General features: G+C 58.3%; 17 protein-coding genes. 6 read left to right on the plus strand and 11 right to left on the minus strand.

Annotation, left to right across the window (positions count from 1 at the left end; all coding sequences use genetic code 11):
* Window positions 1-73: 73 nt before the first annotated feature.
* Window positions 74-1,384, minus strand: a complete 1,311-nt coding sequence (locus NXC24_RS31245) for an HlyD family type I secretion periplasmic adaptor subunit (protein ID WP_104827179.1) — start codon at window positions 1,382-1,384, stop codon at window positions 74-76.
* Window positions 1,381-3,126, minus strand: a complete 1,746-nt coding sequence (locus NXC24_RS31250) for a type I secretion system permease/ATPase (RefSeq protein ID WP_104827180.1) — start codon at window positions 3,124-3,126, stop codon at window positions 1,381-1,383. Before NXC24_RS31250 ends, NXC24_RS31245 begins: the two co-directional genes overlap by 4 nt.
* Window positions 3,127-3,679: 553 nt before the next feature.
* On the opposite strand from NXC24_RS31250, the gene NXC24_RS31255 reads away from it, so the two are divergent.
* Window positions 3,680-5,047, plus strand: coding sequence for an FAD-containing oxidoreductase (locus NXC24_RS31255; RefSeq protein ID WP_104827181.1), 1,368 nt, complete (start codon window positions 3,680-3,682; stop codon window positions 5,045-5,047).
* A 122-nt stretch (window positions 5,048-5,169) separates the two neighbouring features.
* On the opposite strand, the gene htpG is transcribed toward NXC24_RS31255, so the two are convergent.
* Together htpG and NXC24_RS31265 are read right to left on the minus strand one after the other, a co-directional pair.
* A complete protein-coding gene (gene htpG, locus NXC24_RS31260; RefSeq protein ID WP_104827182.1) occupies window positions 5,170-7,059 on the minus strand; it encodes a molecular chaperone HtpG in 1,890 nt (629 codons plus the stop codon).
* Between the two features lie 151 nt (window positions 7,060-7,210).
* Window positions 7,211-7,687: a hypothetical protein gene (locus NXC24_RS31265; RefSeq protein ID WP_104827183.1), complete on the minus strand. Its 477-nt coding sequence runs from the start codon at window positions 7,685-7,687 to the stop codon at window positions 7,211-7,213.
* 187 nt (window positions 7,688-7,874) lie between these two features.
* On the opposite strand from NXC24_RS31265, the gene NXC24_RS31270 reads away from it, so the two are divergent.
* On the plus strand, window positions 7,875-8,354 hold the full coding sequence (locus tag NXC24_RS31270; protein ID WP_104827184.1) for an NUDIX domain-containing protein: 480 nt from the start codon (window positions 7,875-7,877) through the stop codon (window positions 8,352-8,354).
* Window positions 8,355-8,466: 112 nt separating this feature from the next.
* Here NXC24_RS31270 and NXC24_RS31275 read toward each other — a convergent pair whose 3' ends face one another.
* Window positions 8,467-8,967 (minus strand): histidine kinase, encoded by a 501-nt coding sequence (locus NXC24_RS31275; RefSeq protein WP_104827185.1) that lies wholly within the window; start codon window positions 8,965-8,967, stop codon window positions 8,467-8,469.
* A 271-nt stretch (window positions 8,968-9,238) separates the two neighbouring features.
* Between NXC24_RS31275 and NXC24_RS31280 the strand changes: the two genes are divergently transcribed.
* Both NXC24_RS31280 and NXC24_RS31285 read left to right on the plus strand, forming a co-directional pair.
* Complete coding sequence (locus NXC24_RS31280; protein WP_104827186.1) at window positions 9,239-10,123, plus strand: AraC family transcriptional regulator; 885 nt, start codon at window positions 9,239-9,241, stop codon at window positions 10,121-10,123.
* 173 nt (window positions 10,124-10,296) lie between these two features.
* On the plus strand, window positions 10,297-12,480 hold the full coding sequence (locus NXC24_RS31285) for a TonB-dependent siderophore receptor (RefSeq protein WP_104827928.1): 2,184 nt from the start codon (window positions 10,297-10,299) through the stop codon (window positions 12,478-12,480).
* Between the two features lie 104 nt (window positions 12,481-12,584).
* Here NXC24_RS31285 and NXC24_RS31290 read toward each other — a convergent pair whose 3' ends face one another.
* A complete protein-coding gene (locus NXC24_RS31290) occupies window positions 12,585-13,355 on the minus strand; it encodes an alpha/beta hydrolase (RefSeq protein WP_104827187.1) in 771 nt (256 codons plus the stop codon).
* A 288-nt stretch (window positions 13,356-13,643) separates the two neighbouring features.
* Here NXC24_RS31290 and NXC24_RS31295 point away from each other — a divergent pair, with 288 nt between their 5' ends.
* Both NXC24_RS31295 and NXC24_RS31300 read left to right on the plus strand, forming a co-directional pair.
* Window positions 13,644-14,246, plus strand: coding sequence for an ANTAR domain-containing response regulator (locus NXC24_RS31295; RefSeq protein WP_104827188.1), 603 nt, complete (start codon window positions 13,644-13,646; stop codon window positions 14,244-14,246).
* Window positions 14,243-15,472, plus strand: coding sequence for a CmpA/NrtA family ABC transporter substrate-binding protein (locus tag NXC24_RS31300; RefSeq protein ID WP_104827189.1), 1,230 nt, complete (start codon window positions 14,243-14,245; stop codon window positions 15,470-15,472). The genes NXC24_RS31295 and NXC24_RS31300 overlap by 4 nt, the downstream gene beginning before the upstream one ends.
* Before the next feature lie 58 nt (window positions 15,473-15,530).
* Here the strand turns inward: NXC24_RS31300 and NXC24_RS31305 are convergent, their stop codons facing one another.
* The 5 genes from NXC24_RS31305 to NXC24_RS31325 form a co-directional block, all read right to left on the minus strand.
* A complete protein-coding gene (locus tag NXC24_RS31305) occupies window positions 15,531-17,246 on the minus strand; it encodes a GMC family oxidoreductase (protein ID WP_104827190.1) in 1,716 nt (571 codons plus the stop codon).
* A 175-nt stretch (window positions 17,247-17,421) separates the two neighbouring features.
* Complete coding sequence (locus NXC24_RS31310; RefSeq protein WP_158704593.1) at window positions 17,422-18,381, minus strand: glycosyl hydrolase; 960 nt, start codon at window positions 18,379-18,381, stop codon at window positions 17,422-17,424.
* A gap of 54 nt (window positions 18,382-18,435) precedes the next feature.
* A complete protein-coding gene (locus tag NXC24_RS31315) occupies window positions 18,436-20,304 on the minus strand; it encodes a glycosyltransferase family 2 protein (RefSeq protein WP_104827191.1) in 1,869 nt (622 codons plus the stop codon).
* Window positions 20,301-21,287 carry a UDP-glucose 4-epimerase GalE gene (gene galE / locus NXC24_RS31320; protein WP_104827192.1) on the minus strand — a complete coding sequence of 329 codons (987 nt, stop codon included), beginning with the start codon at window positions 21,285-21,287 and terminating at the stop codon, window positions 20,301-20,303. The genes NXC24_RS31315 and galE overlap by 4 nt, the downstream gene beginning before the upstream one ends.
* Window positions 21,287-22,327 (minus strand): UDP-glucuronic acid decarboxylase family protein, encoded by a 1,041-nt coding sequence (locus NXC24_RS31325; protein ID WP_104827193.1) that lies wholly within the window; start codon window positions 22,325-22,327, stop codon window positions 21,287-21,289. Before NXC24_RS31325 ends, galE begins: the two co-directional genes overlap by 1 nt.
* Window positions 22,328-22,419 lie beyond the last annotated feature (92 nt).

The raw sequence follows: 22,419 nt of genomic DNA on the forward strand, positions 1-22,419 counted from the left end.
GCAGCCGTTGATAGCGGCTGCGCTTCTACTTTAATCGGCACGTCGGCTTATACATCGCGCTTAGAGGATCATTCTAGTCCTCTCTGAAGGCGCGCTTTATCTGATCAGTCATTGGCTTGGTCAGATAGGCCAGAACGCTTCTTCGGCCGGTCTGCATGAATGCTTCCACCGGCATGCCTGGAAGAGGCGTCAGCTTTCCCAATCGATCCCATTCTTCCTTCGGCACTTTGGCGCGAACGATGTAATAGCTGAGCCCCGAGTGCTGGTCGGTCGTCAGATCCGCCGAAATGGTTTCGACGTGCCCATTCAGTTCGGGTGTAATGCGCTGGTTGAAGGCGGAAAATCGCAATGCGACCACCTGCCCGACGGCAATCTGATCGATGTCCTGCGGCGCAAGCTTAAGTTCGGCAACCAGCGCGTCCTTGTCGGGGACAATCTGCATGATGGTTTCCTTCGGCCCGATGACGGCGCCGGCCGTATGGACACTCAACTGGTCGACAATGCCTGCCTGTGGCGCCCTTATGTCCACTCTTTTGAGATCGTCCTCGGCAGCGATCAGCCGTTCCGAAAACTGACCGGTATCGCTTTCGGCCTGCCGTAGCTGGTCGGAAACCTCTGAGCTGTGGTCATCATCGATCTGAATGATCTGAAGTTCGGTTTCGGTAATTTTGCCGTTGGTCTGGGCGATCGAGGAAACAAGGTTTCCAAGCTCTCCCGTCAGGCGAGCGCTGTCCCTTTGCAGCGAATAGACCTTGGCCGCCGGAACAATGCCTTGATCGAACAGCCGCTGAAGGCTGTTTAGCTCCTTGTTGACGAGCTCAATCTCGATCCGCTTTCCCTTCTCCTGCGCGACGAGACCATCCACTTCCTGTTTCAACTGCTGGATTCGCTCTCGGAGCTGAGACTTCTGGCCCTGTCGCGATGCCAACCGGTCGCCGAACAGTTGCCGCTCGCCGGCAAGCACGCTTGCCACGCCATCGTTGCCGGCGCTGGACAGCAGATTTGCCGGAAAGCTGATCGCACTCTTATCGTCGCGCTCCGCGGCCAGACGCGCCGTTCTGGCGGAAAGCTCATTCAAACGCTTTCTGATAATGCCGAGATTGGCTCTGGTTTGCGTGTCGTCCAGGCGGATCAATATCTGGTCGGCATCGACATGATCGCCATTCTTCACGCGGATTTCGCCAACGATCCCGCCCTTGAGGTGCTGAACGCTTTTTACATAGCTGTCGACGACCAAGGTTCCGGAGGCGATGACCGCCCCCGAAATCTTCGTTGCTGCCGCAAGACCGCCCAGAACGCCAAAAAGGAGCAGAATTGTCGCGAGCACGAACGTGGAAAGGCGGCGGATCGCGCGCTCGGTGGAAGGCAGACCTGTGTTTTTCATCCGCTCACATCCTCGCCGGCTATCATCAAACGCACCGGTCCCGGCCCCGAATGCCTCGCGGATGTGCCAAGAATCTCATCCTTGGGTCCGAATGCCTGTAACTGGCCGTTGGCAATGATCGCGACCTTATCCGCGGCGGCCAGAGCGCTCGGCCTATGAGCGACGACGATGGCTATGCCGCCCCGTGCGCGGATACCTAGCAAGGCCTTGGTCAAGGATGCCTCGCCTTCGGCATCCAGATTGGAGTTCGGCTCGTCAAGAACCACCAGGAACGGATCGTCATAAAGGGCCCGGGCCAAGGCAATGCGCTGCCTCTGACCGGCGGAAAGTCGCGAGCCGCCCTCGCCGATGACCGTGTCGAAGCCATCCGGCAGCTTGACGATCATGTCGTAGACACCCGCCGCCTTCGCCGCCGCGATAATCGGTCCAGGCTGCATGTCATTCGCGAAGCGGGAAATATTCTCGGCTATCGAACCGTCGAACAGACCGACATCCTGGGGCAGGTATCCGATATGGCGTCCCAGATCGCCTTGCTCCCATTGCGACAAGGCTGCCTGATCGAGCCTGATCGAGCCGATGATCACCGGCCACAATCCGGTGATCGCTCTGACGAGCGACGATTTTCCCGAGGCACTGGGGCCGATCACGCCCAGCACCGTGCCCGCCGATATCTGGAATGAGACATTGCGCAGGATGAAATCGCGGCTCCCGGGGGAGGTAAGGCTTATGTTTTCGACGCTGAGGTTCTTTTGCGGTGCCGGCAGGGCCATGGCCCGATGCTCGTTGGGGATCAGATCCAGCAGCTTGGCGAGGCGCGACCAGCTTTGGCGCGCGGCGACAAAACCCTTCCATTGCCCGATTGCAAGCTCCACCGGAGCGAGCGCGCGGGTGACCATGATCGAACTGGCGATGATGATGCCGCCCGTCGCCTCCTGTTTGATGACAAGGATCGCGCCGACGGCCAACACGGCGGATTGCAGCATCATCCGCCATATCTTCGCGATCGTGGTCAGCGTGCCGACGATATTACCGGCGGAGAGCTGATTTCCCAGATAATCCTCATTCATGGCCGTCCATTTCTCGATCAGGCGGCCGCTGAAACCCATTGCGACCACCGCCTCCCAGTTTCGTCGCGCCGCTTGTGCAAAGCCGAGACGAGCTGCGGAAGACTTTGCAGCCTCCAAGGCCGGCCTTTGCGAAAGGATCTCCGCCAGCGCTGTCAGGACAATAAGCAGGGTGGCGCCGCATAGGGCGGTAAAGCCGATCCAGAAATGAAACAGAAAACACAGGATGAGATAAAAGGGCATCCAAGGCAGATCGAACAACGCCGTCGAACCGCCGCCGGACAAGAACGATCGAACCTGCTCCAAATCGCGGACGGACTGCAGCCCATCATCGGGCGCCTGCATTTTTGTCGGCAGAAGAATGAGCGAGCCAAAGACCTTCCGATTCATCCGTTGGTCGAGAGAGACGCCAACGCGCGCGAGCAGCATCGAGCGCAGCAATTCCAGGGCTCCCTGGAATATGAAGAGGGTCGCGGCGATGATCGCAAGCCCGGCGAGCGTTGGAAGGCTGCGGCCCGGAATGACCCGATCGTAAACCTGCAACATGAAAAAGGAGCCGGTCAGCGCCAGCATGTTGATCGCAGCGCTCGCAATGGCAATGCTGAAAAACGCCTTTCGAAGGGAAGACAGCATCAGCAGGATGAATTTCTGTGGCGGTTCTTTCGGGACAGCAGGCACGTTGCTTAGATCCTTAACTTATCGTCGCACGCGGCAGAGATACCCCTGAAGCTTCTCAACGCTGTTCTCTTGCCGGGTGTCCGAAGCTTGGAATGCGCGCGACGAACCGGGCAGCATTCCGATGAGAATGACGGCACTTACGCCGTTGCGATTAAGCCTACAGTCTAGAAATCGACTGCTTCACACCAAAGCTTCGACCATCCTTCGTATTTTACGAAGTCCAAATTTGCCTCGCTTTCAAGCTCGGTAAATTCCATCCTAGCGTTTCGCACTATGTCTCCTTTCGGCACACATGGTTCCCTTGCGTCAGGTATGCGGTCAGACATGGCCTAGCGACGCTCGTCGTCAAGGCTGCGCAGCGCTTGAGCGGAGACCATGATGCAGACATTGCGTTGATTTGCCGCAGACAAGAGCCTCTGCGAAATGCATTGCTGTCACTCCTGCAGGTTTTCGACCTCGGTCCGCTCAAGTCTGTTAAACTGGAATAGACTGGGCGTCGGCATTCAGTTCGACCGGGCATAAAAATCAGACATCAACTGCGGGAGGGACAAGCATGAAGACCTTCGACGCGATTATCGCCGGTGCCGGGCAAGCAGGGCCATCCCTGGCCGGACGTCTTGCGGCTGCCGGCATGACGGTGGCTCTGATCGAGCGCAAATTCGTTGGCGGGACCTGCGTCAATGCCGGCTGCATGCCGACCAAAACTCTGGTTGCCAGCGCCCGGACCGCCCAAGTGATACGGCGAAGCGCGGACTACGGCATCCGCACGGATGGCGGGCTACTGACGGATATGGCGACCGTCGAGAAGCGCGCGGCTACTGTCACAAACAACGCCAGAAATTCGCTCACGAACTGGCTCACGTCGACGGACGGAATTTCCTTGATACGGGGACACGCCCGCTTCGAGAGCGCCAAGACCATCCGCGTCGGGGATGAGACGCTGACCGCGCCGCGCATCTTTCTCAACGTCGGCGCGAGGCCGGCCATCCCTCCGCTGCCGGGGCTTTCGGAGGTGGAGTACCTGACCAGTACCTCCATCATCCATCTGACGGCCCTGCCACGCCATCTCGCCATCATCGGCGGCGGCTATATCGGCCTCGAATTCGCGCAGATGTACCGGCGCTTCGGCGCGGACGTCAGTATCATCGAACGCGGCCCGCGATTAGCCCCGCGGGAGGATGACGATATCTGCCAGGCGATCGGTGACGTTCTGCGCGCCGAAGGCATATCGATCCATACGAATGCGCAGGACATGAAGGTGTCGAAGAGCGGCCAGAACATCCGCATCTCGACGGCGAACGGCAATCCGGATGTCGAAGCAAGCCACCTCCTCATCGCCACGGGCCGCCAGCCGAATACCGACGATCTTGGTCTCGCGGAGGCCGGTGTGGCGCTGGACAGCAAGGGCTATATCGTCGTCGACGATTACCTCTCCACCAATGTCGACGGCATATGGGCGCTTGGCGATTGCAACGGCCGCGGCGCCTTCACGCACACCTCGTACAATGACTTCGAAATCGTCGCGGCGAATCTCCTGGACGGTGAAGACCGGAAGGTGAGTGAACGCATCCTGGCCCATGCGCTCTATATCGATCCGCCGCTCGGACGCGTCGGCATGACGGAGCGGGAAGCGCGAGCGACCGGGCGGGCGATCACGGTATCGACCATGCCGATGAGCCGAGTGGGCCGCGCCATCGAAAAGGGGGAGACACAAGGCCTAATGAAGGTCGTCGCCGACCTGGAAACCGGACAGATCCTGGGCGCCGCAATCCTCGGCGTCGAAGGCGACGAGGCAATCCACGGCTTCATCGACGCGATGCATGCGCGCACGCCCTATCCGGTTTTGAAATGGGCCGTGCCGATCCATCCCACCGTGTCCGAACTTATTCCGACGCTTCTTGGCGGGCTGAAATCGGCTTAGTCGGTCGGAATTCAATTCGCAGCGGATGGGAAACAACCATCCGCTGCGAGACGTTTGCCAGCGAAAATCGCTCTTGCTCTCCCTCCCACAGCCAACATACCGCAGAGAGGCTGAACGTCCGCCTACTGCAGCGCTTTTTCCATGAGCCGCGCCAGCCGTTCGGCGAAGGCACGGGGATCGGCCGGTTTGTCGCCGTCCAAAACGCGTGCTTGATCGAGCAGCAGGAATGCCGCGTCGTCGCGCAGGGATGGTTGATCGCTTCTGGCGGCGATGGCCTTGACGACCGGATGATCCCCATTGATCTCCAGGATCGGCTTTGCGCCCGCCTGCAGACGGCCGGCGCCCTGCAGAATTTTTTCGAGCTGGCGATCGTAGCCCTGTTCGGGAGCGACCAGGCAGACAGCACTTTCGATCAAGCGGTCCGACGCACGCACGTCCGACACCTGGTCGGCGAGCTTCTCCTTCGCAAAATCGATGAATGCCTGAACCTCAACCGGTGCCGTCTCACTTGCCGGCGCGCCCTGCTCGACCTTGCTGAATTGCGCCAGATCGGCGGACCCCTGCGTGATCGACTTGAAGGTCTTACCCTCGAATTCCGGAGCATTGGTGACCCAGAAGCTGTCGACGGAATCCGTCAGCAGCAGAACCTCGATGCCGCGGGCGCGAAAACCCTCGAGCTGCGGCGATGCCTTCAACTGCTCCAGGCTGTCGCCGACCAGATAATAAATCGCCTGCTGGCCATCCTTCAGGTCTTTGACGTAATCGGCAAGCGAGCGATACCCCTCGCCGGACGCGGTCGTGCGAAAGCGCGACAGCGCCATCAGTTGGGTGCGCCGCTCGAAGTCTTCATAAATGCCTTCCTTGATCAGGCTTCCGAACGCTTCCCACAGCTTGAGGAACGCATCACTGTCATTTTCGGACAGCTTTTCGATGGCCGTTATGATCCTGTTGGCGACGCCCTTGCGGATCGAGGCTAGGATTGCGCTTTCCTGGATCATTTCGCGCGACACATTCAGCGGCAGATCGGCGGTATCGACAAGGCCGCGCACGAAACGGAGATAACGGGGCAGCAATTCCGCCTCGTCGGTAATGAAGACCCGCTTCACGTAAAGCTTCATGCGGCCCTTCCGATCGGGGTCGAAGAGATCGAACGGCTGCGAGTTGGGCACGAAGGCGAGTGCGGAATATTCATGGCGGCCTTCGGCACGGAAATGCACCGTGAGCGCCGGTTCGTCATATTGGCCGGAAATCCCGCGATAGAAGTCCGTGTACTCTTCGCTGGTAATGTCGTTCTTCGATTTGGTCCAGAGTGCGGTGCCGTCGGTGAGCTGCGTTGCTTCAGAACCGGGCTTCTCCGCGATCCTGATCGGAACCGGCACATGGCCCGACTGCTCCTTGACAATCCGCTCGATGGTCCAGCGGGATGTATAGCTCTTGGCGTCGTCCATCAGATGCAGGGTAATGCGCGTGCCGCGCGCCGGCGCCTCGCTAACATCGATCGGGCTGACGCTATAGCCGCCCTTGCCGTCGGAAGACCAGAGCCAGGCATGGTCCGCACCCGCACGGCGCGACACGACATCGACGCGATCGGCGACCATGAAGCAGGAATAGAAGCCGACACCGAACTGTCCGATGAGTTGCGCGCCCTCGCCCTGCTTGTTTGCCTCGATGCGCTCCATGAACGCCCGCGTTCCGGAGCGAGCGATCGTTCCGAGCGCTTCGATCATCTCGTCGCGGCTCATGCCGATGCCGTTATCCTCGACGACCACCCTGCCGCCCTCCTCATCGAGCGTCAATACGATGCGGCTGTCGGGATCGCTGGCCAGCAGTGCCGGCGTGGCGATAGCCTCATATCGAAGTTTTTCACAGGCATCGGCCGCATTCGAAATCAGTTCCCGTAAGAAAACATCCTTATCCGAATAGACGGAGTGAACCATCATGTGCAGAAGGCGGGCGACGTCAGCCTCAAAGACGTGGCTCTCAGCGGGATGTTCTTCGGTGGTCGTCGTCATGGTGCGTCTGGTCTCCTGAGAATGTTAAAAGTCGCGCCGAAGAGGTGGCGGAAGACGCGCAAAAATTCAAGAGCCGTCATCCGCGCCACCTGGCGAACCGATCGCCGATTTCGGCCTCGATTCGCCTGCTTGGCGGTTCTCTTCCTGCATCTCAGTGAAATGTTGGCTGGATGGACCCTGTGGTAGGAAATTGCCTGATAAAGGGGTCTTTTCTGCCATAAACGAAATAGGCCAGCAGCCTCTCGTAAATCTCTGCATTCTCTCGCAGATTGCAGTGCCACATCGCTTGTTCCAGCACGTCGCCGATCGCTGCCGGTCGCTGACTTCTTGCCGAAATCGAAGAGAAAAATTGTTTGGCGATCGTGTGGAACAGGTTGAGTTGCGAATTGTTTTTCAGCTTGCCGGTCTCGTCCAGATCCTCGAAATAACCCTGGACCATATCGAGACGATGCGCCTCTCCTTGAATGTAGGCTATCATCACCTGCGGGATGACGACCCGTTCATTCGCCCAGTGCGGAAATACTGCGCTTTCTTCCGGCAAGGCACCGCTGACGACATAGATGGTCCGCATATCCGGTCCGAGGACAATCGTCTTCATCTCGTAGCTGTCGACGATCTGGTGTGCCATTTTCATCGGTCTACCTAGTTATCTGCGGTAACCTATAGCCGCCGTCTGACAGCGACCTGAATCACGGGCGGGCTGGTCCGACCGGCAAACAAGAGCTCTGGTAAGCTGCTTCGGCAACATGGCGATGAAGCTGTCGTAGCGTTCGGTAAAAGGACGGCTATGACTCCAGTTGCGGGAACGATCGTCAATGAAGAGAAGCGCCGGCATCCTGATGTATAGAAGGACGCAAAGCGACCTGCTGGTGCTGCTCGTTCACCCCGGCGGTCCCTTCTGGAGCAAAAAGGACGAAGGCGCCTGGTCCATTCCAAAAGGCGAATATCCGGAGGACGAAGCAGCCGAAACGGCCGCCCGACGCGAATTCGCCGAGGAAATGGGCCGTCTCCCCGAAGGCAAGTTGCAGCCGCTGGGAGACCTGCGTCAGAAAGGCGGAAAACGCGTGACCGCTTTCGCCCTCGAAGGCGAATTCGACGTGGCCACCCTGAGCAGCAATCTGTTCGAAATCGAATGGCCACCTGGCAGCGGACGCCTTCAGTCGTTTCCCGAAGTCGATCGTGCCGAATGGTTCACTCTTTCCGATGCCCGCCGGAAGATCCTCGGCAGCCAACTACCCTTCCTGGAACGCCTGGAAGCGCTCAGCCTTCCGACGGCACAAGACTCCGCAGGCTGAAGGTTCGAGCACCTCATCGCAACCGCAACATCCGAGGCCGAACCAACATGAGCCGAAGAAGCAAAGGCAACGGCATATGCGGTTGCCTTTGCCGTCATTTGCCTGAGACAGCTCAGTCGTTGAGCGGCTTCAGCGAGTTCATGATGCCCTGCACCGCTTCGTCATGCTTGTCCTGAGTTTCCTTCGATCCCCAGTAGGTGACGACCAGAAGCTTGTGCTCAGACGGCTGAAGCAAGCCGAGTTCGACATCGACCGGGCCGTCCTTGTCTTTGCCATCCCATTCGAGATGCGCCATCTTCATGCCGTTGAGCACGGAATCCGGAAATTCATGCTTGGACTTGGCGTCGATGTCGACACCGTTTTTCGACAGGAAATCAATGACGTCGTCGAGGGTCTTATCAATCGTCTTGTCGCTGGCGATATCGATCGAGAAATAGATCGCGGAGTCCGGAGACGTTGCGTCGACGCCGGTTTCCGTCTCTTTAGGGCCCCAGGTATGCGGAATCGAAACCTCGGCGATCGGTTCGTCGCTCGGGAACTGTATGGTTTCGGCGTGAGCAAGAAGCGGAAAAGCTGCTGCGAATGCCGCGGCGATGAGAAGCGTTTTTTTCACGGAGAGGTCCTGTCAGCGTCGGTTGTATGCTGTTTTGTCAGCGGCAAGCGTGAGACTCACGTTGCTAGGGCAAAACTATCGGCGAGCCATTACGAACACGAGACAAAGTTGGATCGCCGCAAGGCTCAAAATTGGGTTGTTTTCCGATAGCGAGTGTCCTCCTTCCCGCGGACCTTCGCCAACCAGCGCGCATTGCCATAGGAATTTCGCTGATATAATAACCTGAGTTTATAACGAAGGATTTTAGAGCAAGGTGGAGCTGGCGGCTCGGATGACGTTTCAGCCAAGGATGCAAAACAAGATCGGCGGCTTCTCCGTCATTGGCGGCGTTCATCGGCGCCGGTGGAACGGTATCGTTGCCGACGTCTGGAACGTCAATTGTGCGGCCCGCGCCGGCGGCTACTACATCGCCGAAGATCCACGGCTCTTCATCCTGCTCGATCAACGCGGCTCCGGCACGAGCAGCGTCAAGCTCTCGCCGCGCGTCCAAAACCGGCGGCAGGAGTTTGAGCGTGAAAGGATTTCCTACATTCCCGCGGGGATGGAACTCTGGGCCGATCTCGACGGAATCGATTTCGTGCGCCATCTCGATATTCATTTCGATGCCGAGGTTATCGGCCAGCGGCTGATGGAGGATCTGGACCCGGCCCGTCTCGACAGTCCGCGCCTGCATTTTTCCGATCCGCAGCTAGTGGCAATCGCAGAATTGATCGCCGCCGAATGCGAGAATCCGGAGCCGCTACATGATCTTTACGGCGATGGCCTGACGCTTTCGCTGCTGATCAATGTGTTGCAGCTTCGAGGATCACAGCCGCGCAGGCGCAGCGAACTCGCCTCCTGGCAATTGCGCCGAGCAGTCGACTACATTGAGGAAAATTGCCTGCGGAATATCCGTCTGGAGGAGCTGGCATCGCTGACCGGCTTGTCTCAATCGCATTTCAGCCACGCCTTCAAGGCATCGACCGGCCTGCCGCCGCACCAATGGCAGACCAAGGCACGGCTCGAACGGGCCAAACAATTGCTGCTGAAGGGCGATACGCCGCTCACCAATGTCGCCGTCGAAACCGGCTTTGCCGATCAGGCGCATTTCACCCGCGTTTTCCGCAAGAATGTCGGCACGACCCCGGCAAGCTGGAAACGCAGCCAGATTGCCTAAAAGCCACACTCTGCGGGCAATTGCCGGCATTGTGGAGAATTGCCCAAAAACGTTCAATTTCCCGCATTCGAGACAAGCCGCCGCGATTAATATGAGTTAATTGCTCATCTTATTGTGAAGGAAGACACCTGGCTTGGATACCGGGTGCCGCGAAGTTGGGGCTGACGACGGAAATGCAGGAATTGACTGGTGTATCGATGAAACGGGTTTTGGCGACCGGTGTGTCCGTCGTGGCAATGGCGCTTGGTACGCAGGCCGCCGCGCAGGAAAACCCGACGGAGCTGAAACCGCTGGTCGTCCAATCCGGTCAGGAAAACAGCGAAGCGAGCGGCACTGCCCCTGTCAAAGGCTATGTCGCCACCAAAACGACCACCGGCTCGAAAACCGATATGCCCATCACCGAGGTGCCGCAATCGGTCTCCGTTGTCGGCCGGCAGGAAATGAACGATCGTGGCGTCACCAACAAGGTCGATGAGGCGCTGCGTTACACGCCTGGCGTGACAACGCAGCCCTTCGGCAATGATGGCGATACAGACTGGTTTTATATCCGCGGCTTCGACGCCACTCAGACGGGCGTTTTCCTGAACGGGCTGACGCTCTACAGCTATGGGTTCGGCGGCTTCCAGATCGATCCCTTCATGCTTGAACGCGTCGAGGTGTTAAAGGGGCCTGCTTCGGTGATCTATGGCGGCGCCAACCCAGGCGGCATCGTCAACATGGTGCGCAAGGAGCCGACCGACGATCCCTATTATTATACCGAGATCGGCATCAACAATATCGGCAACGCCTTCCTGGGCTTCGACTTTTCCGACAAGCTCTCGGCCGATGGCGTGTATCGCTACCGCCTGACCGGCAAGATCGCGGGTGGCGATACCTATAGCGACTACACCCACGACAAGCGTGGCTTCATCATGCCGCAGCTCACCATTTCGCCCGACGAATCCACCAAACTCACCGTCTATGGCATGGTCAGCGGCCTTGATGAGGTTCACAGCGGCAACGGCTTCTTTCCCTATGTCGGCACGGTGGTCGATGCGCCTTTCGGCAAGATCGACCGCAAGGCTTTTTATGGCGAGCCTGATATCGACAACCTGAAATATGCCCAGCAGATGCTGGGCTACGAGGTTTCGCACGAATTCGACGGCGGTTGGACCGTGTCGCAGAACGCCCGCTATGGCCATCTCTACAAGCGCGAGGAAGGCCCGTATCTGAACGGCTACGAGAACGGCAATCCGCTTGATCCGTCCTATAACGATCCGGATTTCCTGCTCGACCGCATCGGCTTCTACGAGCGGTCGAAGGTCGATACCTTCTCGGTCGATACCCGCGCACAGAACGAGTTCGATACCGGCGCGGTCAGCCATAACTTCATGATCGGCTCGGACTACTCGATCTATCGGCTGGATCAAATCCAAGCCTGCTGCGGCTCCAATCCGATCAGTGCTACCCACCCGGTCTACGGCACGCCGCAGGGCGCCAATTTCGTCTATCTCGATCAAGTGCTGACACAGCAGCAGCTCGGCATCTACACCCAGGATCAGATGCGCTTCGGCAGCGGCTGGCTTGTCACGCTCAACGGCCGCTATGATTTTGTCGACACCAATTCCGACGCCACCGTCGGCACCACTTATAGTTCCAACGACAAGGCGGCGAGCGGCCGGGCGGGTCTCGCCTACGAATTTGCCAACGGCATCACGCCCTATGTCAGCGCCGGCACCTTCTTCAATCCGAAAGTCGGCACCAGCGTCACCGGCGGCGGCCTGGTACCCGAAGAAGGCGCGCAATATGAAGCCGGCGTCAAATACGAGCCCGATTTCATCGACGGTCTGTTCACGGCGTCCATCTTCCAGATCGACCGCAAGAATATGGCGTTGACCGATCCGGTGACTTTCCTGCAGCGGCAGATCGGCGAAGTACGCTCCCGCGGCGTCGAATTCGAAGGCAAGGTCAATCTCGACGACAATTGGAAACTGCTCGGCTCCTATTCCTACACCGACCTCGAAATCACCAAGGACATCGATTCCTCCGTCATCGGCAATTCGCCCTATCTCGTGCCGAATTCCACGGCGTCCCTTTGGCTCGATTATTCTTTCACCAGCGATGCGCTTGACGGCCTCAGCATCGGAGCGGGCATGCGTTATCAAGGCAAGTCCTGGGCGGACGAGGCAAACACCCTGCGTGTGCCATCGGCGACACTTTTCGATTTAGGCATCCGCTACGAAAAGAAGGGCTGGGGCGCCTCGTTCAACGTCGCCAACCTCTTCGACAAGGAATACGTCTCGGGTTGCGCCGGCGAGAATGTCTGCGGCTATGGCGACGCGCGGACCATCACTTTCAAGCTCAGCAAGAAATGGTGACGTTGGATGTGCGACAGAGGAAAGAGGATTGTCGAATAGCAATCCTCTTTCCTAGCTTTAAAGGCAAGGTGCCTTTCCATTCGCCTACATGCGAACGATATCTCTCACTTTGAGGCAGCCTTCGCGGCCTCCTCGATCAGCCTTGCAACCTCATTCGGCTTCGACATAAACGCGACGTGGCTCGCCTTGACTTCATAGGTCTTGCTTCCGGCGCGTTTCGCCATGCTGCGTTCGAGGTCCGGATTGATCGATCGGTCTTCGGTTGCAACAAGCGCGAAGCTTGGCTTCTTTTTCCAAGCCGGCTCACCCGCCTCAGTACCGAATACCTTCTGAGAGGCAAAGACCTGCGAGCGGGCGATGAAGTCGGCTTCAGCTTGCGGCAGATCGGCGGCGAATACCTCGTGCACCGCCGCGGGATCCAAATAGAGGAAACCGTCCGCCGTTGCCCTGATGCTGTCCTTCCTCATGTTCTCGACAGGCTTGCTCTGAGCGAGCGTCGCCAGGCTTTCCCCCTTGTCGGGCTCGAATGCCGCCACGTAGACGAGAGAAGCGACATTATCGGCGTTTCCGGCATCGCTGATGACCATGCCGCCATAGCTGTGGCCGACCAAGACGCTCGGACCATCTTGCAAGTCAAGGACACGCTTGGTCGCGGCGACATCGTCAGCAAGCGACGTGAGCGGCTCCTGCACGATCGCGACCTTATATCCGTCCTTCGCCAGGATATTGGACACGCTTCGCCAGCCGGAACCATCGGCAAAGGCTCCGTGAACGATGACGATGTTCTTCACTTCGGCAGCGGTGGCAATGGACCACGGCGCTGTTGTCGTTACCGCGAGAGCCACAGCCGCCCGGAACAGAATGTGCTTGATCATAAGGAAACCCCTTTGTGAGATAGATTGCGCGATATTGATTACGACGCAATCTATCTGCCGTGCCTCGCCTTATGTCCAGGTGCGTCTGCCGGGAACAGGCAGCCAATTTGTCCGCCAATGTGTACGGCGGGCTTCCTCATACATTGACTTACAAATTTCCGGGCAATGGACCTTATGGGCCCCCTTTGCCGTTGCGATTGCGGCAAACCGATCGTAAGGAAGCACGCGCAGCTCCGGCGTTGAACGGCGCTTCAATCTGTGAGCTTGGGCCGGAGGCGATATGAGACGATGAAATCCCATACCCTTGCCGTATTGGTCATTGACGAGAACCGCATTCGCGCATCGATCATCGAAGCGGGATTGCGCGAGGCCGGGTATGAGAACGTCACGATCGTCCATGACATCAACGGGATTGCCCGCAGGATCAGCGAGATCAATCCGGATGTGATCGTCATCGATCTGGAAAATCCCAATCGAGACATGCTCGAAAACATGTTCCAGCTCTCCCGCGCCGTAAAGCGGCCGATCGCGATGTTCGTCGACAGATCGGACGAAGCCTCGATCGAAGCGGCCGTCGATGCCGGTGTTTCCGCCTATATCGTCGACGGGTTGAAGCAGGAGCGCGTGCGGCCGATCCTGAAGATGGCGATCAGCCGCTTCAACGCCTTCGCGCGCCTCAACCGCGAACTGGAAGAGACCCGGGGCGAGCTGGAAAACCGTAAGGTGATCGACCGCGCCAAGGGCCTGCTGATGAAGTCGCGCGGCATTTCGGAAGAGGAGGCCTATGCGCTGATGCGCAAGACGGCCATGAACCAGAACCGCAAGATCATCGACATCGCGCAAAGTCTGGTAACCGCGATCGGCCTGCTCGATCCAGGAGAAAACGCATGACGGAGAAACACCAGATCGTCGCCGGGTTCCTGCCTCTTCTCGACAGCGCCCTGCTCGTCATTGCCAAGGAAAAGGGTTTCGCCGAGGCCGAGGCGATCGATCTTCAGCTCGTGCGGGAAGTCTCCTGGGCCAATATTCGCGATCGGCTCGCGGTCAGCCGCTACAATGTGGCGCATATGCTTGCCCCGATGCCGATTGCCTGCAATCTCGGGCTGACGCCATTGGCTCCGCGGATGATCGTGCCGATGGCGCTCGGTCTCGGCGGAAATGCCGTGACGGTATCATCAGCGCTTTGGGACAAAATGGCTGCCGCCGGCGCCACAGATGACCTCGATGCCGGCCGCAACGGCAAGGCCCTGCAAAAGGTCGTCCTCGCCCGCGCCGAACGTCCGTTGCGTTTCGCCGTCGTCCATCCCCATTCCGGGCACAATTACGAACTGCGCTATTGGCTCGCGGCCTGCGGTATACATCCCGATCGCGACGTCGAGATCATCATCCTGCCGCCACCGGAGATGGCCGATGCGCTCGGCGCCGGGCAGATCGACGGATATTGCGTCGGCGAACCGTGGAATACGGCCGGTGTCCTTAGCGGCAAAGGCCATATGGCAACGGTCAAAGCCGCCATCTGGAAGTCCAGCCCGGAAAAGGTGCTCGGCGCCAATGCCGGCTGGGCGGACGATCACCCAGAGGCGATGGCCGCTCTCCTGCGAGCCTTGTACCGCTCGGCTGCCTGGTGCTCCGATCCGCAAAACCGGGAAAGCCTGGCGTCAGTCCTTTCGAACCCGGCCTATATCGGCCGCCCCATCGATTGGCTGCTCCCTGCCCTTTCAGGCGATCTGCAGGTCGGGGGCGGACAGATCACGAGCATCAAGGACTTCTTTGTTCCCCGTGCCAAGGCTGCCACTTTCCCGTGGAAAAGCCATGCGCTCTGGTTCTATACGCAGATGGTGCGCTGGGGACAGGTGGCTCACGACGAACACAACGAGACCATCGCACGGAATACCTACAGGCCAGACATATACCGCTCGGCGCTGCAGGCGCTTGGCGTGCCCCTGCCCGGCGCCAGCGCCAAGGTCGAAGGCGCTCTTCGCGTGGAAACGCCGGTTGGTTCCACCGACGCCAGCCTGACGCTCGGCCCCGATGGCTTCTTCGATGGCGGCCTGTTCGATCCCGACAAGATCGATGCATATATCGATGCGCAGCGGCAGCCGAAGGCGGCTGGTTAGCCCATTTCCGGCGATATGAGCGCTAAGCAGCAGCTTTCGGGCTAAGGAGGCCCGAGGCTCAAACCTTTGCCAGGTTCGAATTTAGATGATCGGCCAGCCTTATCGCAAAGGCCAGGATCATCAATGTGGGGTTTGCGTGGCCGCTGGTCGGGAACACCGATCCGCCGGCAACATAAAGGTTGGATACGCCGTGGACCATGCAATTCTCGTCGACGACGCCCGTCTTCGCGTCGGCCGACATGCGCGTCGTGCCAAGCGTATGCGCCATGTCGATGATGACGATGTCTTCAGGACGCCGCTCACGTGCCCAATCTTCCAGTACAGGGGCAGGCAGGCCGGCGCTCGTCAGGGCTTTGCGTGAGAGCTCGGCGATCCTGAGCAGCGTTTGACGTTCGGCATCGTTGATACGCCAGGCGACTTTGGCCAATGGCACACCAAAACGGTCCTTCCGCGAACTGAGACTGATCCTGCTCTCCGGGTTCGGAATCTGTTCGGAGATCGCTTCGATCCTCAGGCCGACCAGCTTATGGGGCACGCCCTGGTTCTGGAATTCATTGGCGACCAAATTCGGGGACATCCTGATTGCGCTGTTGACCACAATATCCTTGAGAGCCTTGGGCGTGCGACTGTCGGAAAGGACCCTCATTCCGAGTCCCTTGACGATAAGCCCGGAGCCTGCGGCAACCGAACGTAGATCGCGGCCGACATCTGGGCTGTGTCGGCGCAGCAGCCGCTTCAACGCATCCCATGGGTCGTCGGGCGCGCGCTCGGTGGCGAAATAGACAGCGGCGTTCAGCAGCTCCTCGCGCTCCTGTATTTCCGGCGTCAGCGCCAAGCCATGCATGAACATGTGCGCGCGGCCATGGTGATGAATACCGAAGAAGCCGAAGAGCTTGGTGAGCACGGCCATTTGATCGGTCGGGATTGCACCGATGCGAGCGCCCGGATGATCCATGAGATATCGCCCGACGACATCGTGGTGATTGCCGATTCCATTGAAATGCACGTCGTTGGATACGAGCAGCAGCCTGGCGTTTTCAATCCCGCTCGCGGCCAGCACGCACATGCTGGCCTCGATGCGCGCGCGTTTGCCGTCCATGCTGGCGACCTCGAGGTCTGAAAAGCGTGATCCGTCCGGGCTCAGGCCGACATGCGTCACGGTCGCATCCAGAAGAACATCGATATTATCCGACCGTTGCGCCATGAACTCACTGCCGAAGCGCATGACGTCGAGCCGGTCTACGCGCGAGCGGGCAAACTGCCAATAAAAGGAATGAAGTCCCTCCTGGTCAAAGCGACCCGGTGGTTCCTGGGGGCTGAGATTCAGCACCTCCATTGCACGCAGGATGTAAGGATCGATTTGCTCGCGATCGACCGGCCAGCCGGAATGGGACACCCAGGAGCGAGCCTTGAAGTCAATGCTACTAAAAGGTGCGGATTTCCCCGCCCAGGCATGCGTCGATCCACCCAGCGCGCGGCAGCGAACCCCAAAGGGCTGAACCTCCTGAGACCAGAACCTGGCCTGCGGGCTGTGAAATTCGATCCGCTTGCGGCACTGCGCTTCCGAGTGGGGCTGGCCGACGCTCTCGACTTCGTTGAGTGCGGAATGCTCCGAGTTTTCGAGTTCAAGCCCGCTTTCGACGATGAGTACTTTTCTGCCCGCCTTCGCACATTGGGCTGCGATTGTAAGCCCCGTGGGGCCGCCGCCTACAATTACGAGGTCCGCTGTAATAATCGAATTGTCGTCATGGTTGGACAGTTGCTCGATTTTCATCAGGGTCGGCTTTCTTTACTGCAAACAGGTAATCCGACATCAAAACGATCAGACCCGCCTTCTGCGAAATTTCGATCGATACGCAAGAAAGTGAAGGCCCCGATGCCTATATTATGATGCGTCGGGGCCTCGCGTGGAAGATCATCTTGCGCGCCGAGATTGAAAAACTTCACAATCAGAAGCTGGCCTCTTTGACCACCCGCCAATTAGGAAGACCATAGGGTTTTGGCCAAGGATAGAGTTCCTTGTCGTTGAAGTAGACAACGGCTGTCAGGTTCGGAAATTCCGGATATCGCTTGGCAGCGTTCGCAGCCCAGTTGCTGACATAGGTGGCGTCACCTTCATAACCGAGCTCAGCGACGGCGACAGGCTTCTTGAAGCCCTGGACCAGCCTGTATTTGGGCGTCAGCAATTGGGCAAACGTCCGGGCGGCGCCGAAATGATCCTTGTCATACTGCTGCAAGCCGAACACCGAAAGACCGATGACATCGACAACGTCATCGCCGGGATAGAACTTGACGAGGCTAGGCTCGCCTTTAGGCGACCACATGTATTTTGCCGATTTATCGTGCTTGCGGCAGACATTCACCATTCGCCGATAGGCGGCTATGTAGCTGCTGGGTTGCCAATGGGACCAGATGAACTGGTTGTCGGTTTCGTCCATCTCCTGCGCCCAGCGAATGGTCACATCGCTTTTCAGCGTAGCTGCAGTCTCGCAGACAGCGGCCATGTTGCGATCATACTTGCCGGCCAGAATGCCCTGGAGCAACTCTTCGGAAGTCGATCGCCGATCCACTGCCCAAGACCACGGTTCCACGGTAATCAACAGCTTCCGCCCCCGTTTCTGGGCGTAGTCATCGGCAAGCGAGAGCGTTGTCAGATCGACATCTTCCCAAGGAAGGAAAAGATGTTCGATCTTCGAGTTCGGGTCGTCCCTGAAATCACCGTGAGGATCATAGGCACCGAAGGTCACCGAGTCCGGACCGATCTTCGGCCGCTTATCGGTAATCTGTCTTGCATGGGTCCCTTCGCCGGCCGGGATTCCGCGGGGAATGCTTGCCGCAAAGATTGTTCCAGTCGTCGCCAAAGTTGCAAATAAGGCGACCATAGCTGCTTTGGTTTTCCTGTTGCTCATTGGGTTTTCCTCCTGTCAACATCAGCAACTCTGCCTGCTATTCTTCCGTGATCTTCAAGATCTCGGATTTGATGCTTCTTCTTGCGGAAGCTCTTCATTCGACGTGTCGGCTAACCAATGTGGGTTGAATGTCAGCTTTTGGAGGTCCTGCCTTCCAAAGCCGGCGCCGGCTACCGCATATCGCGTTTCATAGAGCCTCAGGCGGCCGGTACCCCACGTCAGAGATGCCAGTCCTTCCGTTCCGCGCTCAATGGTGGCGAATCCGGGAGCTGCGATGAGGCAAAGAAGGCTCATAGCCATTGCCGGCCGATACGTTCTTGCGCGAATTCTGACGACATTCTCCCGAGCGTGCTGGATGACGATGATCAGCAGCAAAAGGGTGTAGAGCACGGAGTTGATAATCGCGAAGATGTAGAAACCCCGCGTTTCACCAGCCCGGTCGACAAGCAGAACCGGCAGCACGGAAGCAAGCGACAGAAAAGCGTAGGGCAATAGAACGCGCCAGGGCAGCGGATCCACCTCAGATGCGCCTTTGGGCGTGATACGGAAGTCGACATAGGAGTCGGTCATCCAGTCCCGAACGGCAGCGATCGTACCAGCCACCGCCCAGGGCCAACGGGCGAAGAGGAAAAATACCCCCTCCCAGCTCAAGATCTTGGCATCGAACGGCCGGAATGAGCCGCTGGCTCGCCACCGATAGGCCAGCAGCATCAACGTGATGGAGAGCGGCGCGCAGTGGGCGAAAAATTCGGGATAGGTGACTGCAACAAAGTTCTGATGGAAGGCAAGCGCCAGAATTGGCATGACGAACATCAGGCACATGAACAGTGCAAAGAGCGGATACCACAACTGCGAAAACAGAAACTGGCATTTCAATCTCAGCGGCAAGCGCGCAACATAGGTCGGCGAATACCGCAGCAACAACATGACAAGGCTGCGTGACCACTGGAATTCCTGGGTGACGAGATCGGCAAACGTGCGGGGGCCGTCGCCATGCGCAATCGCATCAAGCGCATGCACACCACGCCAGCCATAAGCGTTCATCATCAGCGTCGTCGAATGATCTTCCGCAAGTTCCGGCCCCAGCCCTCCAATTTCCTTGAGGGCGACGGTGCGCACGGCATAGTGCGATCCGATGCAAAGCGGAGCGAGCCCGTCATTATAGCCGGCCTGGAGGGAGCCATGCATGCTCGCCTCTGCATAAAGCCGCCCGCGTGCAGCCCAGCTTTCCGATGCGTTGCGATCGCAAATACTGGGCGCCGAGACGTAACCGACCTCCTGATTGGCAAACGGACGCAGCATCTCGACGAGATAACCAGGTTCCGGAACATGATCGGCGTCGAGCTGCACGACGAAATCATAGCGATCGTAGCCGAAGTGATCATAGAAGAAGGCGAGATTGCCCTCCTTGCATCGCGTGCGCCGCGGCCAACTGGTCCGGTGATAGTCGGGCCTGTTCTTTCGTGTTGAAACGAGGACGCCATGCTGCCGGCACCAGTTCAGTGTCTCCGGAGTCGGATCTTCGTCGGCGAGCCATGTATCATGCGCAAAGGATTGGTCGAGCATCGCCTGCAAGGTCGTCGCCACGACAGAGAAAGGCTCGGACGGAGCTTTGGTCACGACCATGGCGACGCGGCTGCCGATGGGAAGCCGCAACGGTCCGTTCGGTTTCTGCGCGCGATAGAATATTGCAATGAAATAGGCCGGCAGAAGGGTCACCCAGGCCAGTATGGCAGTCACCATAGTGAAGCGCCAAAAGCCGATATAATGCTCCGGCTTCAGCCACCAGGCCCAGAAATAGATGAGCAAGCCTACCCAGATTGCAGCACCGGCCAGATATTCCAGCCGATCGCGACCTTGAAGAACCCGGATTTGCAGCGGTTCGGCCGTTTCTTTAGCCTTCGTGTCGGTCGTGTTCCTCATGTCCGCAACTCCAGGCCAAAGAAGGGAGCGGCGGTCTTGATGATGGTGTCGATGTCGGAATATTCGGGCGAGAAGCCAAGCGCCTCGCGCGCGAAGGTCGGGTCGGTATAGAGAGCCGGCGGATCGCCAGCGCGTCTTGCATGCATCTCGACCGGGACTTCACGTTTGGTGATGCGGCCGATGGCTCTCACAATCTCGTTGATGGACGAGCCGCAGCCGGTTCCGAGATTGACCGAAAGGTTGCCGCCGCCGTTGACGAGGTGCTCGAGTGCCAGCACATGGGCACGCGCCAAATCCGTCACATGAATGTAGTCACGAACGCAGGTTCCATCCTCGGTGTCATAGTCGTCGCCGAAGACGGCAAGATGCGGGATTGCTCCGCCGGCCGCGAGCAATGCTCTCGGAATGAGATGCGTCTCCGGCTCATGCCATTCGCCGAGTTCTCCGTCCAGATCGGCGCCGCAGGCATTGAAGTATCGCAGCGCGACATATTTCAGATTATAAGCTGCCGCGTAATCACTCAGAATCTGCTCAGCAATGAGTTTCGTCCGGCCATATGGATTGATCGGCAGTTGCGGCGTCGTCTCTGTTATAGGGAGCGACTCCGGAACGCCATAGGTTGCGCAGCTCGACGAGAAAATGACCTTGTCGATTCCGGCATGACGGCAGGCGTCCAGAAGGGATAGCGACCCGCCGACATTGTTCCGATAGTATTTCGCGGGGTCTTCAACGGACTCTCCGACATAGGCGGATGCGGCAAAATGCACGACCGCATCCGGTTTGTATTGCAGGAGGGTCCGTGTCAGGCTGCTGGTATCAAGGATATCGCCATGCACGAACGGTCCCCAACGGACGGAGGAACGATGCCCCGTAACCAGATTGTCGAAGACGATCGGCTCGATATCTTTGGAACGGAGCAGCTTGGCCGTGTGGCTGCCGATATATCCGGCGCCGCCGGCTACCAGAACTTTTCGCTGTGCCATCACGCAGTCCCCACCCATTCATGTGCTTCTTCGGTCAGGAGACGGTCGAAATAGCAGATCGTCTTTTCCAAGCCGGTTGATAGGGGCACCAGCGGCTGCCAACCCAGCTTCTGCTGGGCAAAGCTTATGTCGGGACGACGCTGGCGCGGGTCGTCTTTGGGCAATGGCTTGCAAATCATCTTCGACCGGGAGCCGGTGAGCCTGATCACCTGTTCGGCGAGTTCCAGAATGGTGAATTCACCCGGATTTCCGAGGTTGACAGGCCCGGTGAATGACGGGTCGGTCGCCATCAATTGCTGAAAGCCCTCGATGAGATCATCGACGAAACAAAATGACCGCGTCTGCGAGCCATCGCCATAGATGGTGATGTCCTGGCCCTTCAGCGCCTGCACGATGAAGTTCGAAACGACACGGCCGTCGTCGGGGCGCATGTGGGGGCCGTAAGTATTAAAGATCCGCGCAATCTTGATTTCCACATCGTATCTTTGATGAAAATCGAAGAACAACGTCTCGGCGCTGCGCTTACCCTCGTCGTAGCAGGACCGAGGGCCAAACGGGTTCACATTGCCCCAATAATTCTCGACCTGCGGGTGCACGAGCGGGTCGCCATAGACTTCGGAGGTGGATGCCTGGAAAATGCGGGCGCCGGTACGTCCGGCCAATTCCAGCAAGTTGAGTGCACCGAAGACAGACGTCTTCATCGTGTGGATCGGATCGGCCTGGTAGTGAGGCGGCGATGCCGGGCAGGCAAGGTTGTAGATTTCATCGACCTCGATGTCGATCGGATCGATGACGTCATGCCTGATGACGCTGAAGCGGTCGAAGTTGCGGAGATGGCGGATATTGCGCTCAAGTCCGGTTGAAAAATTATCAACGCAAATGATGCTGTGCCCCAATTTAAGGAGACGCTCACAAAGATGCGACCCAAGAAAGCCCGCACCACCGGCTACAAGAATGTGCCGAGGTTGCTGTTTTGAATGGAGAACACGTATGTCACCGAGAATGGTATTAATGTCGGAGCGATCAGTTGTTGGACGCATTACTTTCATCTTCCTGACCCCACAATTTGCCTATTCTTTGCCTAAGTAAAAGCACAGGAAATGTGCTTTCAAGTTAGATCAAAGTGTTGTAC

Origin of the sequence: Rhizobium sp. NXC24 (genome assembly GCF_002944315.1) — a bacterium.
Lineage (GTDB): Bacteria > Pseudomonadota > Alphaproteobacteria > Rhizobiales > Rhizobiaceae > Rhizobium.